Below are 14198 nucleotides of genomic sequence, written 5' to 3'. Positions count from 1 at the left end.
ATCTCCGTCGGCGCATTCGCTTGACGACAAATTGAGCGCATGTTAACAGAATGTTTTGCCTTTATTTGGCCCGTCAGATAAGGAACATTCATGTTACGGTACAGTCTCTTAACCGCCGGGCTGATGCTCGGCGCCTCTGCCTTTGCCGCCCCGGCAGGGGATCTCCCCTTAATGCCCTGGCCTGCGAAGGTCGAACGCCCGACGACCCAGGGCGCACTGGTGCTCAGCAACAACGTATCCATTAGCGTCAGCGGGGACGATCTCGGTGACGCCGTCAACCGTCTGCGCCAGCGCATCGCCCTGCAAACCGGCTGGACGCTGCAGCCTCAGGCTGAAAAGCCAGACAAACCGACCATCCGCATCGCGATTGCCAAAAAGGTGAAGCCGCAGCCGCTGCCGGACAGCGACGAAAACTATAAGCTCACGGTGGATGCCAACGGCGTGAACATCTCTGCCAACACCCGCTTCGGTGCCTTGCGCGCCATGGAAACCCTGCTCCAGCTGATGCAGAACGGAGCGGAAAACACCTCGATCCCGTGGGTGACCATTGAAGATTCACCGCGCTTCCCGTGGCGCGGGCTGCTGCTCGATTCGGCACGCCACTTTATCCCGCTGCCGGATATTAAACGCCAGATCGACGGCATGGCCGCGGCGAAGCTCAACGTGCTGCACTGGCATTTGACCGACGACCAGGGCTGGCGCTTCAGCTCGAAGCGTTATCCAAAATTAACCCAGCTTGCCAGCGACGGGCTGTTCTACACGCCTGAGCAGATGCGCGAGGTGGTGCGTTACGCCGCCGAGCGCGGCATTCGCGTGGTGCCGGAGATCGACATGCCGGGCCACGCCTCGGCGATTGCCGTGGCCTACCCGGAGCTGATGAGCGCCCCGGGGCCGTACGCCATGGAACGCCACTGGGGCGTGCTGAAGCCGGTGCTGGATCCCACAAAAGACGCAACTTACGCTTTTGCCGACGCGATGGTCAGCGAACTGGCGGCGATCTTCCCCGATCCGTATCTGCACATCGGCGGCGACGAAGTGGACGACAGCCAGTGGAAAGCGAACCCGGCTATCCAGCAGTTTATGCGCGACAACAGGCTGGCGGACAGCCACGCGCTGCAGGCGTACTTCAACCGCAAGCTGGAAACGATCCTCGAGAAGCATCGCCGCCAGATGGTCGGCTGGGATGAGATCTACCATCCCGATCTGCCGAAAAGCATTCTGATCCAGTCCTGGCAGGGCCAGGACGCGCTGGGGCAGGTGGCGCAGAACGGCTACAAGGGCATTCTGTCGACCGGCTTTTATCTCGACCAGCCTCAGTCCACCGCCTATCACTACCGCAACGAGATCGTCCCGCAGGGGTTAAACGGCCTGGACGTGATAGCGGACACCGACAGCGCCCAGAGCTGGGCCTTCTCCATGCCGCGCCTGAAGGGCAAGCCGGTGGAGGGGAGCTTCACGCTGGTGAAAGGGGATGCCGGCTGGCGCGGGTTTATTGATTTTGCCGGGAAATCCCGCCGCGCGGTGCAGGATATTGAATGGCGGAATGACAATCAGGTGACCTTCACCGTCGATACCTGGATGGGCGAAACGCGCCCGGTTGTCACCGTTGATAACGACAAACTCTCCGGTTATTTCCTCGTCGGGAATACGCGCTACCCGATTAGCGGCACGCGTCTGGACGATGTGCCGAAAGGCGTTCCGCCCGTCGTGCCGGACGTGGCGAACCAGTCCAACCTGCTCGGCGGCGAAGCGGCGCTGTGGGCGGAAAACGTGGTGGCGCCGGTGCTGGATATTCGCCTGTGGCCGCGTACGTTTGCGGTGGCGGAGCGGCTCTGGTCCGCGCAGGACGTCAATGACGTCGACAACATGTACACCCGCCTGCAGGCGATGGACAGCTGGTCGACGGTGTCGGTCGGGCTGCAGCAGCATACCCAGCAGCAGGTGCAGTTCACGCGCCTCGCCGGTAATGCCGACACGCTGCCGCTGCAGGTCCTCGCGCAGGCGATTGAACCGGCTCAGTATTACACCCGCCAGCACCTGAAGTTCCAGGCCGGAAACTACCATCAGTTCGAGCCCCTCAACCGCTTTGCGGATGCGCTGAACGCCGAAAGCACCACCGTGCGCCAGATGCACAAATGGGCGGACCGTCTGGTGAGCGATGCGGAAGACACGGAAAGCGCCGACGCCCTGCGCCACGTCTTTAACCGCTGGCAGAGCAACACCAGCGACGCGCTGGCCTTAAGCGAAAACAGCTATCAGCTGAAGGCGATGAAGCCGGTGATCCAGGAAGTGGATAAGCTGGCGTCGATTGGCCTGCGGCTCACCGACCTGGTGGCGCGTCAGGGCACGCTGGATGACAAAGAGATCGCCTCGATTCAGAGCGAGCTGGATAACGCGGCGAAGGTGCAGGACGAAGTGGTGATTGCGGCGGTGTACCCGCTGGAGACGCTGCTGCGCGCCACGCGGAATCAGTAGCAAGCAACAAAAAAGGCAGCCTGGGCTGCCTTTTTTCATCGCCAAAGCGATTTAGCGACGAACGGCAATCGCTTCGATTTCAATTTTCACGTCTTTTGGCAGACGCGCCACTTCCACGCAGGAGCGCGCCGGGAAGGTGGCGTTATGCTCGGTGAAGAACGCTTCGTAAGTGGCGTTAACGGTCGCGAAATCGTTCAGATCCTTCACGAACACGGTGGTTTTCACGATATCACCCACTTTCAGGCCGGCAGATTCAACGATAGCCTGCACGTTTTCCAGCGACTGACGCGCCTGCGCCGCGACATCTTCCGGCACCGCGCCGGTTTTTGGGTTTACGGGGATCTGACCTGAAGTGATGATCATGCTGCCCAGATCAACGCCCTGAACGTAAGGGCCGATAGCGGCTGGTGCATTTTCCGTCGCGAGTACTTTGCTCATGTTTTCTCCAGAATTACAGCGTTAAGAATGTTCCCGGCCATTATAACAGCCGGGATTTCATTACCAACCTCAATTAGTTGGCCAGCACCACATAATGAGAAAACTCTTTTTCGCAGTATTTGCATTTGAGTGCGATGTCATTCGCGCGCTTTTTCACTGCGAAACTGGAGGAAACCGGTTCTGCATGACTGATGCAGTTGCTGTTCGGGCAGACCAGCACGCTTTCGATACGTTCTGGCAGGCTCGGGCGTGATTTGCCGACCACTTCGTACTCGTCGATGCGGTTGACGGTGGCGTCCGGCGCGTACAGCGACAGCTGGTTAACCTGCTCGTCGGTCAGGAAGGTGTTCTCGATTTTGATCAGGTCTTTGCGGCCCATCTCGCCCGACGGCAGGTTCAGGCCGATGGTGATGCGCTGGTCAGTTTCGGTCAGTTTGAACAGCGTCAGCAGCTTAAAGCCCACCTGCGCAGGGATATGGTCAATCACGGTGCCACGCTTGATGGCTTCAACCTGGAGTTTGTTATCGTGTGTCATGGTCGTCTCCCCTTACAGAGCTAATTCGCGATTCAGAACCAGTGCCAGTAACGCCTGGCGAGCGAAGATGCCGTTCCCGGCCTGCTGGAAGTACCAGGCGTGCGGCGTTTTATCCACGTCTGTGGTGATCTCATCGATGCGCGGCAGCGGATGCAGCACCTTCATGTTGTCGCGCGCGCCTTCCAGGTCGCTGGCGCGCAGCACGAACTGTGCCTTCACGTTGGCGTATTCGGACGGGTCCAGACGCTCTTTCTGCACGCGGGTCATGTACAGAATATCCACGTGGCTCATCACCTCTTCGATGCTGGCATGCAGGCTCCACGCAATGCCTTTCTCGTCCAGCATGTCGAGAATGTACTGCGGCATCGCCAGCGCCTCCGGGGCAATGAAGTAGAAGCGGTTGCCGTTAAATTTCGCCAGCGCCTGGGTCAGGGAGTGGACGGTGCGGCCATACTTCAGGTCGCCAACCATGGCGATGTTCAGGTTCTCGAGCTTGCCCTGGGTCTCCTGAATAGTGAACAGATCCAGCAGCGTCTGCGTTGGGTGCTGGTTGGCACCGTCACCGGCGTTCAGCACCGGAATGCCGCCGGAAAACTCGGTTGCCAGGCGCGCCGCGCCCTCCTGCGGGTGACGCATCACAATCGCGTCGACGTAGGTGCTGATCACTGAAATGGTATCCGCCAGGGTCTCGCCTTTTTTACCCAGCGACGTGTTGCTGCTGTCAGAGAAGCCCACCACGCTCGCGCCCAGGCGGTGCATGGAGGTCTCAAAGGAGAGGCGGGTGCGGGTTGAGGCTTCAAAGAAGCAGCTCGCAATCACCTTGTGCTTCAGCAGCTCCGGTTGCGGATTGGCCTTCAGTTTTGCCGCGGTTTCCAGAACCAGTTCCAGCTCTTCGCGGCTGAGGTCGTTTATGGAAATGATGTGTTTTTGATAAAGCGGATTCATGTTTATCTCCTGACGCCGGGCAAAAAAAAGCCCCTCAAATGAGGGGCTCTGGGAATAGGTTTAGCAACGGGAAGAAAAACGGCAGGCCAGCGTCTGATTTCAGACGCGGTAAGACGTTATGTCGTACACGCTTGACCATGCTTCCTCCCGGCAAATTGTCGGGCATTATACGCAGCTCGCTTTTCGGATCAAGCGATTTAATGCACGCTTTACTCAATGCAAACGGTTCTTTGTGAATATTAATGCGTTCTGAGTAAATAATTAATTTGCTTATGCACCAGCGCGGTGCGCTTTACCACCCGGGGGGCGACCCAGACAATACTGCTGCCGGCCACCACGCCTAAAATTTCCGGAAGCTGGTGATAATCCAGAATACGCGCCACCGCGCGGCCATATCCGGCGACGGTATGGACAAGGATAAACTCGCTATTATGCTCAACGCTGACCACCATTTCCGAAACGGTACGCGCGGCGTCGGGGGCAGGGCGCAGCTGAGGATTCAACGAATAAATCTTTAGCCCTTTGGCATTTCGAATTTTTATGACTCCGAGCAACTTCAGCAATCGCGAAACGGTCGACTGGCTGATGCTGTCAAACCCTCTCTCCTGCAGGTCGCGGCGAATCTCTTCCTGCGAAAGGTAACTCTTTTCGGCGATCAAACGCTGGCACACCGTGAGCTGCAGCTGTTCTTTGGGAGAGTACTCTTCGTAATCCATCATGTTTCCCATATCAGTTCCCGAAATAACCGGTGACACCGCACCGATCCGTAGGCCGGATAAGCGCAGCGCCATCCGGCAAATTACAACAACGCCCCCAGACTTAACGCCACCATAATCACCACCGTCAGGATCGCCAGCAGCGGCGCCACCCATTTCAGGTAGCGCACGTAAGGTACCCGGGCGATAGCCAGCCCGCCCATAACCACCGCAGAGGTCGGCGTGACGAGGTTAACGATGCCGGAGGCCGACTGGTAAGCCGTAACCACCAGGTCGCGGTTGACGTTAGCGAAATCAGCAAGCGGCGCCATGATCGGCATCGTCAGAACGGCCAGGCCGGATGAAGAAGGCACAAGAAACGACAGCACGACTTCCAGCCAGTACATCACGTTGATAAACGCTACCGTGGACAACCCGCTGACCAGCCCTTCCGCGCTGTGCAAAATGGTGTGGGTAATCATGCCCTTATCCATGATGACTACGATACCGCGCGCGATGCCGATAATCAGCGCGACGCCCAGCAAATCTCGCGCGCCGTTGATAAACGTCGACGTCAACTCCTCTTCGCTCATGCGGGCAATCAGGCCGACGATGATCGCGCTGGCGAGAAACACCGCTGAAATCTCCGCCATCCACCAGCCCAGCACCGCCACGCCGTAAATCATCACCGCGAAGGCCAGAGCGAAAATCACCAGGATGATTTTGCGCACCGGGGTGAATTCCAGGGACTGTTCGCCCTTGTTGCCGAGGAAATGGGCGAGGTTCTCCTCCTGCTTGTCTGCAACGATGGACTGCGAGGGATCCTTGCGCACCTTGCGGGCGTAGCGCATCACCCACGCCACGCAGATGATCCAGCCGATGACCAGCAGCGCCACGCGCAGGGCGATGCCGTTGGTGAAGGGGATCCCGGCGGCGTTGGCGGCGATCACCGTGGCAAACGGGTTAATGGTGGAGCCGAGGGTGCCGATCCCCGCCCCGAGCAGCACGGTAGAGGCGGCGACAACCGGATCGAACCGCGCGGCCAGCATCACCGGCACCAGTAAGGTATAGAAGGGCAGTGACTCTTCGGCCATACCGTAAATCGTGCCGCCTGCGGCAAATAGCGCCATCAGGATCGGGATCATCCACTCCTCGCGTCCGCGCAGTCGGGTGGTCACACGCTCGATCCCGGCGTCAATCGCCCCGGTTTTGGTGACGATCCCGAGGAATCCCCCGATGATCAGAATAAACAGCGCCACGTCGATCGCCCCGGCCTGGCCGGATTCCGGATCGTACAGCCCGGCAATCGGCGCCATCAGCACCGAAACCAGCCCCTGCGGATGCGCCGCGACGTGCGCGTAGGTGCCTGCAACGGGGACGTCTTTGCCGAGCGCCTCGTTCATTGCCATATGGTACTGCCCGGCCGGGACAATCCACGTCAGCACGGCCACGACGGCAATCAGAAAAAAGAGAATGGTGTAAGCGGAGGGAAACTTGAACTTGCCCATGATGTTCTCCTTAAACCCGGCGCACCCCGCGGCGCGCCGGGCGGTGATTAGTCGCCGAGTGTCGCCACCATGACCGCTTTAATGGTGTGCATGCGGTTCTCTGCTTCGTCGAAGACGATGGAGTTCGGTGATTCGAAGACCTCTTCCGTCACCTCCAGCCCCTTCAGCCCGTACGCCATCTCGATTTCGCGGCCCACCTTCGTGTGCTCGTTGTGGAATGCCGGCAGGCAGTGCATGAACTTAACGTTCGGGTTGCCGGTGGCCTTCATCACCCGGGCGTTAATCTGATACGGCTTCATCAGGCTGACGCGCTCGGCCCAGGCTTCCTTCGGCTCGCCCATGGAGACCCACACGTCGGTGTAGAGGAAATCGGTCCCCTGCACGCCTTCTTCCACGTCGTCGATGAGGGTGATGCGCGCGCCCGTCTCTTTCGCAATGGCGCGGCACTGCTCAACCAGTCCCGCTTCCGGCCAGAAGGATTTCGGCGCAACGAGGCGGATATCCATCCCCATCTTGGCCGCACCGACCATCAGGGAGTTGCCCATGTTGTTGCGCGCGTCGCCGAGATAGGCAAAGCTCAGCTCAGGCAGGGTTTTGCCCGGGGAGTGCTCCAGCATGGTCATCAGGTCGGCGAGAATTTGGGTCGGGTGGAACTCGTCGGTCAGGCCGTTCCATACCGGCACGCCCGCGTACTCGCCCAGCTCTTCGACGATGGCCTGCCCGTAGCCGCGGTATTCGATGCCGTCGTACATGCGGCCCAGCACGCGGGCGGTGTCTTTCATCGACTCTTTATGGCCAATCTGCGAGCCGCTTGGGCCGAGATAGGTGACCTGCGCGCCCTGGTCGAACGCGCCCACTTCGAAGGCGCAGCGGGTGCGGGTGGAGGTTTTTTCAAAGATCAGGGCGATGTTTTTCCCGACCAGGGTTTGCTTCTCGCGCCCGGCTTTTTTGGCGGCCTTGAGCTCGATGGCGAGGTCGATCAGGTACTGGATCTCCGCCGGGGTATAGTCCAGCAGTTTGAGGAAGTTGCGGTTTTTCAGGTTGATGGTCATGGGTAAATCCTTTTTAAAATGAGTGTTCAGTTACGAATCAACGTGCCTTTCTCGCCCGCGAGGATCTCCGCGCCGTCGGCCAGCGCGCCGATCCCGGCTATCCCATTGCAGGCTTCAACGAACTCGCGGCAGGCGGCCACCTTCGGCCCCATCGATCCGGCGTCGAACTGCATGCCTCTGAGCAGCTCCGGCGTCACCTGCGCCAGCGGACGCTGGGTTGGTTTGCCCCAGTCGAGGTACACCGCGTCGGCATCGGTGAGGATCAGCAGGGCATCGGCCTCAATCTGCCTCGCCAGCAGGGCGGCGGAGAGGTCTTTATCGATTACCGCCTCGATCCCGCGATAGCCGTTGGCCTGTTCCACCACCGGCACCCCGCCGCCGCCGTTGCAGATCACCAGGTGATCGCGCTGGATCAGCGCCGTGATGGCGTCGCTCTCAACGATGCGCTTCGGCTGCGGCGACGGCACCACGCGGCGGACGTAGCTGCCGTCGGCCTTAAACACCCAGCCTTTCTCCGCGGCCAGCGTTTTTGCCTGGGCTTCGCTGTACACCGGGCCGATGTATTTGGTCGGGTTGCTGAAGGCCGGGTCGGCGGCGTCCACTTCTACCTGGGTGAGCAGGACGCTCACCTCCCGCTGCGGCAGGCTGTTTTTCAGCGCCTGCTGGAGCATGTAGCCGATCATTCCCTGGCTTTCGGCGCCAAGAACGTCCAGCGGGTAGGGCGTGACTTTGTCGTAGGCGCTGTTCTGCAGCGCCAGCAGCCCGACCTGCGGCCCGTTGCCGTGCACCAGCACCACGCGCCACTGCGCCGTCAGCCCGGCGATGGTGCGGGCGGCCTGCTCGATGTTCTGGCGCTGGATCTCCGCTTCCAGCGGCTCGCCGCGCTTGAGCAGCGCGTTGCCGCCCAGGGCCACAACCAGAGTGGGTTTTCGTTCCATGATGGCTCCTTAAATTCCGTCGCGTTCCAGCGGGCAGCTCATGCAGCGCGCGCCGCCGCGGCCGCGTCCGAGTTCGTCGCCCGGGATGGGCAGTACGGTGATACCCGCTTTGTCGTACTTCTCGTTGGTCCAGACGTTGCGCTCGTAGCCGATCACCACGCCGGGGCGGATGGTCAGCACGTTGTTGGCGTCGTTCCACTGCTCGCGTTCGGCCTCAAAGGCGTCGCCGCCGGTGGTGATCAGGCGTACCTGGTTAATGCCGAGCGCTTTCTCGATGGCGTGCAGCAGGTCGGTTTCCTGGGTGCGCAGCAGGCCGCCGCGGCCGTCCGGGGTGAGCGTCCAGCACTGGGCGTCTTTACGCACCACTTCCGGGTAGACGGAGAAAGTGTCCACGTCGATGTGGGTCATGACGGTGTCGAGGTGCATGCAGGAGCGGTGTTTTGGCAGCTCAACGGCGATGACGCGCTCGGCCTGACGGTGTTTGAACAGGCTGTTGGCGAGGAACTCCACGCCCTGCGGCGTCGTGCGCTCGGACATGCCGATCAATACCGCACCGCGGCCAATGACTAATACGTCGCCGCCTTCTAAAGTGGCGTGGTCGTAATTAATATTCTCGTCGCCGAAATACTTAATAAAATCGCCGTCGGCGAACGCCGGGTGCCAGCGATATATTGCCCGCAGGTTATTGGTTTCACGCTGACGCGCCGGTTTGGCCATTGGGTTAATAGAGACGCCGTTATAGATCCAGCAGGAGGTATCGCGGGTAAATAAATGGTTCGGCAGTGGCTTCATAATAAAATCATTCGCCGTGTGGGTATCCACCACCATATTTTTAATGGCTGCCGGAATTTCACCGTAGGTTAATCCGCCGCTTAATCTGCGCGCCAGTTCCCGGTGCGGCATATCCGCCAGCCAGCCGCGCACGTCGCCAGCAAAGGTTGGGCCGAGGCGGTAGTCAGAGATTTGCGTCTCCAGCAGCCAGGCTTTCGCCTCAGCGATATCAAGGGTTTGTGTCAGCAGGTCGGTCAGCAGCAGGACTTCCACCCCCTGCTCACGCAGCGTGTTGGCGAAGATGTCATGCTCCTCACCCGCCCGCTCAACCGAGAGCACGTCATCGAAAAGCAGCTCCTGACAGTTTGATGGCGTTAAGCGTTTCAGACTTAAATTTGGGCGGTGCAGCATAACGCTACGCAATTGACCAATTTCAGAACCGACGTAATGCTTTTCCATAATTATTCCTTTAACTGTTTTTCAGAATAAAAAGGGCATGCGCCATGTCATGTATTTAATTGCATGGCGGCTAAGCTCAATTGATTTCGTGGTTCATACTAGGCAGTTAAATAATCCGTATTGTGATATTGCTCACGCGAAAATGGATATTAAGCGGTTTGTTTTCATTTGCATGATTCGCATCAGATAATGATTAATTGGCTATTCTGGCGAGGTGAATAGCTAAGCACTATCCGTTGTCATTATTTGCAGTTGTTAGTGTTTTGTAGAATTTAATGCTTTGAAATATTTTGTTAAGCTATTGATTTTAATTGTTTTTATGGTTTGTGTGGAATGGCTATGCAATATTGCTAATTAACTATTTTTGGCTTAAGGAAAATCAATAAATATTTATTGAATTTAATAGCAAATTATCAAAGTGCTAAAATGTGAAGCGGTAGCGAGTTTTGTTGTTAAGGCATGACGATCAGTAAGTTAGCGCAAGGCCGTGATAACGAAGAACTGAAGATATGCATAATGACTGCATAAATGCCTGCGAAGGCTTAACAGCAAATTAACACCATTCCCGATAAACATGCGTTCGCGCAAAACCCGTCTAAAAAGCGCTGGTATGGCAGCCGGGATTTTCGTATAAAAGATAAAAATGAAACGTTGTTTTATATCGAGGGTATTCTGATGATTATCGGCAACATCCACCATCTGCACTCCTGGCTGCCTGACGAACTGCGACAGGCCATTGAGCACGTTAAAACTCACGTCACCGACGCCACGCCGCTCGGCAAGCACGACATCAACGGCAACAGCCTGTTTTATCTGGTCTCCGAAGATACAACCCAGCCGTTCGCCGAGCGTCGCGCCGAGTACCACGCGCGCTATCTGGATATTCAGATCGTGATGAAGGGACAGGAAGGGATGACATTCAGCATCCTGCCGCCCGGCACGCCGGACACCGACTGGCTGGCGGACAAAGACATCGCGTTCCTGCCGGAAGGCGAGCAGGAGAAAACCGTGGTGTTGAGCGAAGGGGATTTTGTGGTGTTCTGGCCGGGTGAGGTGCACAAGCCGCTGTGCGCGGTGGGTGCGCCTGCTAAGGTCAGGAAAGTGGTGGTGAAGATGCTTGTAGAGTAACCCCTCTCCCAAGGGGAGAGGGTGTAAAAGTTCCCTCTCCCTGTGGGAGAGGGTTAGGGTGAGGGCATCAGGCCGCACCTTCCAATATGTGATCCAGCTTAAATTTCCCGCACTCCCTCTCCATCTCTCATTTACCTGCGCTTTTCCTGCGTCATAGTATGATCGTTAATTTAATGAACGCTGTTCTATAATGTAGAACATCATGATTCAGCAAGGAGATCTCATGCCGCAGTCCGCGTTGTTTACGGGAATCATTCCCCCTGTCTCCACTATTTTTACTGCCGATGGCCAGCTCGATAAGCAGGGTACCGCCGCGCTGATCGACGATCTGATCGCGGCAGGCGTTGACGGCCTGTTCTTCCTGGGCAGCGGCGGCGAGTTTTCCCAGCTCGGCGCCGAAGAGCGTAAAACCATTGCCCAATTTGCTATCGATCATGTCGATCGTCGCGTACCGGTCCTGATCGGCACCGGCGGCACCAACGCCCGGGAAACCATTGCGCTCAGCCAGCACGCGCAGCAGGCGGGGGCGGACGGCATCGTGGTGATCAACCCTTACTACTGGAAAGTGTCGGAAGCGAACCTGATCCGCTATTTCGAGCAGGTGGCGGACAGCGTCACGCTGCCGGTGATGCTCTATAACTTCCCGGCGCTGACCGGGCAGGATCTGACCCCGGCGCTGGTGAAAACCCTGGCCGATTCGCGCAGCAACATCGTCGGCATTAAAGACACCATCGACTCCGTCGCCCACCTGCGCAGCATGATCCACACCGTTAAAGGCGCCCATCCGCACTTCACGGTGCTGTGCGGCTACGACGATCATCTGTTTAATACCCTGCTGCTCGGCGGCGACGGGGCGATTTCGGCGAGCGGCAACTTTGCCCCGCAGGTGTCGGTGAATCTGCTGAAAGCCTGGCGGGATAAAGACGTGGCGAAGGCGGCTGAGTATCATCAGACCCTGCTGCAAATTCCGCAGATGTATCAGCTGGATACGCCGTTTGTGAACGTGATTAAAGAGGCGATTGTGCTCTGCGGCCGCCCGATTTCTACCCACGTGCTGCCGCCCGCCTCTGCGCTGGACGAGCCGCGCAGGGCGCAGCTGAAAACCCTGCTGCAACAGCTCAAGCTCTGCTGAGCCGGACGATAACCATGACCATCGAGAAGATTTTCACCCCGCAGGACGAGGCGTTTTATGCCGTCATCACCCACGCGGCGGGGCCGCAGGGCGCGCTGCCGCTGACCCCGCAGATGCTGATGGAATCCCCCAGCGGCAACCTGTTCGGCATGACGCAGAACGCCGGGATGGGCTGGGATGCCAACAAGCTGACCGGCAAAGAGGTGCTAATTATCGGCACCCAGGGCGGCATCCGCGCCGGGGACGGACGCCCGGTCGCGCTGGGCTACCACACCGGGCACTGGGAGATCGGCATGCAGATGCAGGCGGCGGCGAAGGAGATCACCCGCAACGGCGGGATCCCGTTTGCGGCCTTCGTCAGCGATCCGTGCGACGGGCGCTCGCAGGGCACGCACGGCATGTTCGACTCCCTGCCGTACCGTAACGACGCGGCGATCGTGTTTCTCCGCCTGATCCGTTCCCTCCCGACGCGCCGGGCGGTGATTGGCGTCGCCACCTGTGATAAAGGGCTGCCCGCCACCATGATTGCCCTGGCTTCGATGCACGACCTGCCGACCATTCTGGTGCCGGGCGGGGCGACGCTGCCGCCGACCGTGGGGGAAGACGCGGGCAAGGTGCAGACCATCGGCGCGCGCTTCGCCAACCACGAACTCTCCCTGCAGGAGGCCGCCGAGCTGGGCTGTCGCGCCTGCGCCTCGCCGGGCGGCGGGTGTCAGTTCCTCGGCACGGCGGGTACCTCGCAGGTGGTTGCGGAAGCGCTGGGCCTTGCGCTGCCGCACTCCGCGCTGGCGCCGTCCGGGCAGGCGGTGTGGCTGGAAATTGCCCGCCAGTCGGCGCGGGCGGTGAGCGAACTGGATAACCGCGGCATCACCACGCGCGATATCCTCACCGACAAAGCCATCGAAAACGCGATGGTGATCCACGCGGCGTTCGGCGGCTCGACGAATTTACTGCTGCACATCCCGGCCATCGCCCACGCGGCGGGCTGCACTATTCCGGAGGTTGAACACTGGACGCGCGTCAACCGCAGGGTGCCGCGCCTGGTCAGCGTGCTGCCCAACGGCCCGGACTATCACCCGACCGTGCGCGCCTTCCTCGCGGGCGGCGTGCCGGAGGTGATGCTCCACCTGCGCGATCTCGGCCTTCTGCATCTGGACGCCATGACCGTGACCGGCCAGACGGTGGGCGAGAACCTCGACTGGTGGCAGGCGTCCGAGCGTCGTGAGCGCTTCCGCCAGTGCCTGCGCGAGCAGGACGGCGTGGATCCGGATGACGTGATCCTGCCGCCGGAGAAGGCAAAAGCGAAAGGGCTGACCTCAACGGTTTGCTTCCCGACGGGCAACATCGCGCCGGAAGGCTCGGTGATCAAGGCCACGGCGATCGACCCGTCGGTCGTCGGTGAAGATGGCGTTTACCGCCACACCGGCCGGGCGCGGGTGTTTGTCTCGGAAGCGCAGGCGATCAAGGCCATCAAGCGGGAAGAGATTAAGCAGGGCGATATCATGGTGGTGATCGGCGGCGGGCCGTCCGGCACCGGCATGGAAGAGACCTACCAGCTCACCTCCGCGCTGAAGCATATCTCGTGGGGCAAGACGGTGTCGTTAATCACCGATGCGCGCTTCTCGGGCGTGTCGACAGGCGCCTGCTTCGGCCACGTGTCGCCGGAGGCGCTGGCGGGCGGGCCGATTGGCAAGCTGCGCGATAACGACATCATTGAGATTGCCGTGGATCGCCTGACCCTGACGGGCAGCGTCAACTTTATCGGCACCGCGGATAACCCGCTGACGCCGGAGGAGGGGGCACGCGAGCTGGCAATGCGGCAGACGCACCCGGACCTGCACGCCCACGACTTTTTGCCGGACGACACCCGCCTGTGGGCAGCATTACAGTCGGTCAGCGGCGGCACCTGGAAAGGCTGTATTTATGACACCGATAAAATTATTGAGGTAATTAACGCCGGTAAAAAAGCGCTCGGACTTTAATTATTTTTCATGCGATTGTCGTCTACGGAATATATTTCGTGGACGGCTTTTGCTTGTCTTTATTTTATCAGTTTAAACAATAAGTTGTGATATATCGTTGGTGTCACAAAAGCAAAATAACGTAATTCAGAAATAAGATA

General features: G+C 59.1%; 13 protein-coding genes and 1 pseudogene. 5 read left to right on the top strand and 9 right to left on the bottom strand.

What is annotated here, in order from left to right:
• Window positions 1-90 precede the first annotated feature (90 nt).
• The gene (locus LLF79_RS17445; RefSeq protein WP_227880024.1) at window positions 91-2475 is read left to right on the top strand and encodes a beta-N-acetylhexosaminidase; all 2385 of its coding nucleotides are present in this window, start codon (window positions 91-93) and stop codon (window positions 2473-2475) included.
• Between the two features lie 51 nt (window positions 2476-2526).
• Here LLF79_RS17445 and ridA read toward each other — a convergent pair whose 3' ends face one another.
• The 4 genes from ridA to LLF79_RS17425 all read right to left on the bottom strand — a co-directional run bounded on the left by ridA (window position 2527) and on the right by LLF79_RS17425 (window position 4532).
• The gene (gene ridA, locus LLF79_RS17440) at window positions 2527-2913 is read right to left on the bottom strand and encodes a 2-iminobutanoate/2-iminopropanoate deaminase (protein WP_008501391.1); all 387 of its coding nucleotides are present in this window, start codon (window positions 2911-2913) and stop codon (window positions 2527-2529) included.
• A 73-nt stretch (window positions 2914-2986) separates the two neighbouring features.
• Entirely contained in the window at window positions 2987-3448 is a 462-nt protein-coding gene (gene pyrI / locus LLF79_RS17435) for an aspartate carbamoyltransferase regulatory subunit (protein WP_008501390.1), read from the bottom strand.
• A 12-nt stretch (window positions 3449-3460) separates the two neighbouring features.
• Complete coding sequence (pyrB, locus tag LLF79_RS17430) at window positions 3461-4393, bottom strand: aspartate carbamoyltransferase (RefSeq protein WP_008501389.1); 933 nt, start codon at window positions 4391-4393, stop codon at window positions 3461-3463.
• Window positions 4394-4427: 34 nt separating this feature from the next.
• Window positions 4428-4532: a pyrBI operon leader peptide gene (locus LLF79_RS17425; RefSeq protein WP_022646880.1), complete on the bottom strand. Its 105-nt coding sequence runs from the start codon at window positions 4530-4532 to the stop codon at window positions 4428-4430.
• Here LLF79_RS17425 and LLF79_RS17420 point away from each other — a divergent pair.
• A pseudogene (locus LLF79_RS17420) lies at window positions 4512-4629 on the top strand (hypothetical protein). The gene LLF79_RS17425 and the pseudogene LLF79_RS17420 overlap by 21 nt on opposite strands.
• A gap of 3 nt (window positions 4630-4632) precedes the next feature.
• Here LLF79_RS17420 and LLF79_RS17415 read toward each other — a convergent pair.
• From LLF79_RS17415 to arcA, 5 genes are all read right to left on the bottom strand, one after another.
• On the bottom strand, window positions 4633-5112 hold the full coding sequence (locus LLF79_RS17415) for an arginine repressor (RefSeq protein WP_025912003.1): 480 nt from the start codon (window positions 5110-5112) through the stop codon (window positions 4633-4635).
• Between the two features lie 80 nt (window positions 5113-5192).
• Window positions 5193-6596 carry a YfcC family protein gene (locus tag LLF79_RS17410; RefSeq protein WP_008501387.1) on the bottom strand — a complete coding sequence of 468 codons (1404 nt, stop codon included), beginning with the start codon at window positions 6594-6596 and terminating at the stop codon, window positions 5193-5195.
• Window positions 6597-6643: 47 nt separating this feature from the next.
• Window positions 6644-7648, bottom strand: a complete 1005-nt coding sequence (gene argF / locus LLF79_RS17405; RefSeq protein WP_227880023.1) for an ornithine carbamoyltransferase — start codon at window positions 7646-7648, stop codon at window positions 6644-6646.
• 26 nt (window positions 7649-7674) lie between these two features.
• The gene (arcC, locus tag LLF79_RS17400) at window positions 7675-8586 is read right to left on the bottom strand and encodes a carbamate kinase (RefSeq protein WP_023293410.1); all 912 of its coding nucleotides are present in this window, start codon (window positions 8584-8586) and stop codon (window positions 7675-7677) included.
• Window positions 8587-8595: 9 nt separating this feature from the next.
• Window positions 8596-9816, bottom strand: coding sequence for an arginine deiminase (arcA, locus tag LLF79_RS17395; protein WP_008501384.1), 1221 nt, complete (start codon window positions 9814-9816; stop codon window positions 8596-8598).
• Window positions 9817-10491: 675 nt separating this feature from the next.
• Between arcA and LLF79_RS17390 the strand changes: the two genes are divergently transcribed.
• The 3 genes from LLF79_RS17390 (at window position 10492) to yagF (ending at window position 14058) form a co-directional block, all read left to right on the top strand.
• The gene (locus LLF79_RS17390; protein WP_227880022.1) at window positions 10492-10944 is read left to right on the top strand and encodes a YhcH/YjgK/YiaL family protein; all 453 of its coding nucleotides are present in this window, start codon (window positions 10492-10494) and stop codon (window positions 10942-10944) included.
• 223 nt (window positions 10945-11167) lie between these two features.
• Window positions 11168-12076, top strand: coding sequence for a 2-keto-3-deoxygluconate aldolase (gene yagE / locus LLF79_RS17385; protein WP_227880015.1), 909 nt, complete (start codon window positions 11168-11170; stop codon window positions 12074-12076).
• 14 nt (window positions 12077-12090) lie between these two features.
• The gene (yagF, locus tag LLF79_RS17380; protein WP_227880013.1) at window positions 12091-14058 is read left to right on the top strand and encodes a xylonate dehydratase YagF; all 1968 of its coding nucleotides are present in this window, start codon (window positions 12091-12093) and stop codon (window positions 14056-14058) included.
• The last annotated feature ends 140 nt before the right edge of the window (window positions 14059-14198 follow it).

Source organism: Enterobacter cloacae complex sp. 2021EL-01169 (assembly GCF_020733125.1).
Lineage (GTDB): Bacteria > Pseudomonadota > Gammaproteobacteria > Enterobacterales > Enterobacteriaceae > Enterobacter > Enterobacter roggenkampii.
The sequence above is the reverse complement of the archived record's forward strand: the minus strand, read 5'-3'. Positions and strand labels throughout refer to the sequence as shown.

Excerpts from the sequence above, each read along its gene's own strand:
- LLF79_RS17445 (WP_227880024.1), top strand. The coding sequence starts at position 91 with ATGTTACGGTACAGTCTCTTAACCGCCGGGCTGATGCTCGGCGCCTCT.
- ridA (WP_008501391.1), bottom strand. The coding sequence starts at position 2,913 with ATGAGCAAAGTACTCGCGACGGAAAATGCACCAGCCGCTATCGGCCCT.
- pyrI (WP_008501390.1), bottom strand. The coding sequence starts at position 3,448 with ATGACACACGATAACAAACTCCAGGTTGAAGCCATCAAGCGTGGCACC.
- pyrB (WP_008501389.1), bottom strand. The coding sequence starts at position 4,393 with ATGAATCCGCTTTATCAAAAACACATCATTTCCATAAACGACCTCAGC.
- LLF79_RS17425 (WP_022646880.1), bottom strand. The coding sequence starts at position 4,532 with ATGGTCAAGCGTGTACGACATAACGTCTTACCGCGTCTGAAATCAGAC.
- LLF79_RS17415 (WP_025912003.1), bottom strand. The coding sequence starts at position 5,112 with ATGATGGATTACGAAGAGTACTCTCCCAAAGAACAGCTGCAGCTCACG.
- LLF79_RS17410 (WP_008501387.1), bottom strand. The coding sequence starts at position 6,596 with ATGGGCAAGTTCAAGTTTCCCTCCGCTTACACCATTCTCTTTTTTCTG.
- argF (WP_227880023.1), bottom strand. The coding sequence starts at position 7,648 with ATGACCATCAACCTGAAAAACCGCAACTTCCTCAAACTGCTGGACTAT.
- arcC (WP_023293410.1), bottom strand. The coding sequence starts at position 8,586 with ATGGAACGAAAACCCACTCTGGTTGTGGCCCTGGGCGGCAACGCGCTG.
- arcA (WP_008501384.1), bottom strand. The coding sequence starts at position 9,816 with ATGGAAAAGCATTACGTCGGTTCTGAAATTGGTCAATTGCGTAGCGTT.
- LLF79_RS17390 (WP_227880022.1), top strand. The coding sequence starts at position 10,492 with ATGATTATCGGCAACATCCACCATCTGCACTCCTGGCTGCCTGACGAA.
- yagE (WP_227880015.1), top strand. The coding sequence starts at position 11,168 with ATGCCGCAGTCCGCGTTGTTTACGGGAATCATTCCCCCTGTCTCCACT.
- yagF (WP_227880013.1), top strand. The coding sequence starts at position 12,091 with ATGACCATCGAGAAGATTTTCACCCCGCAGGACGAGGCGTTTTATGCC.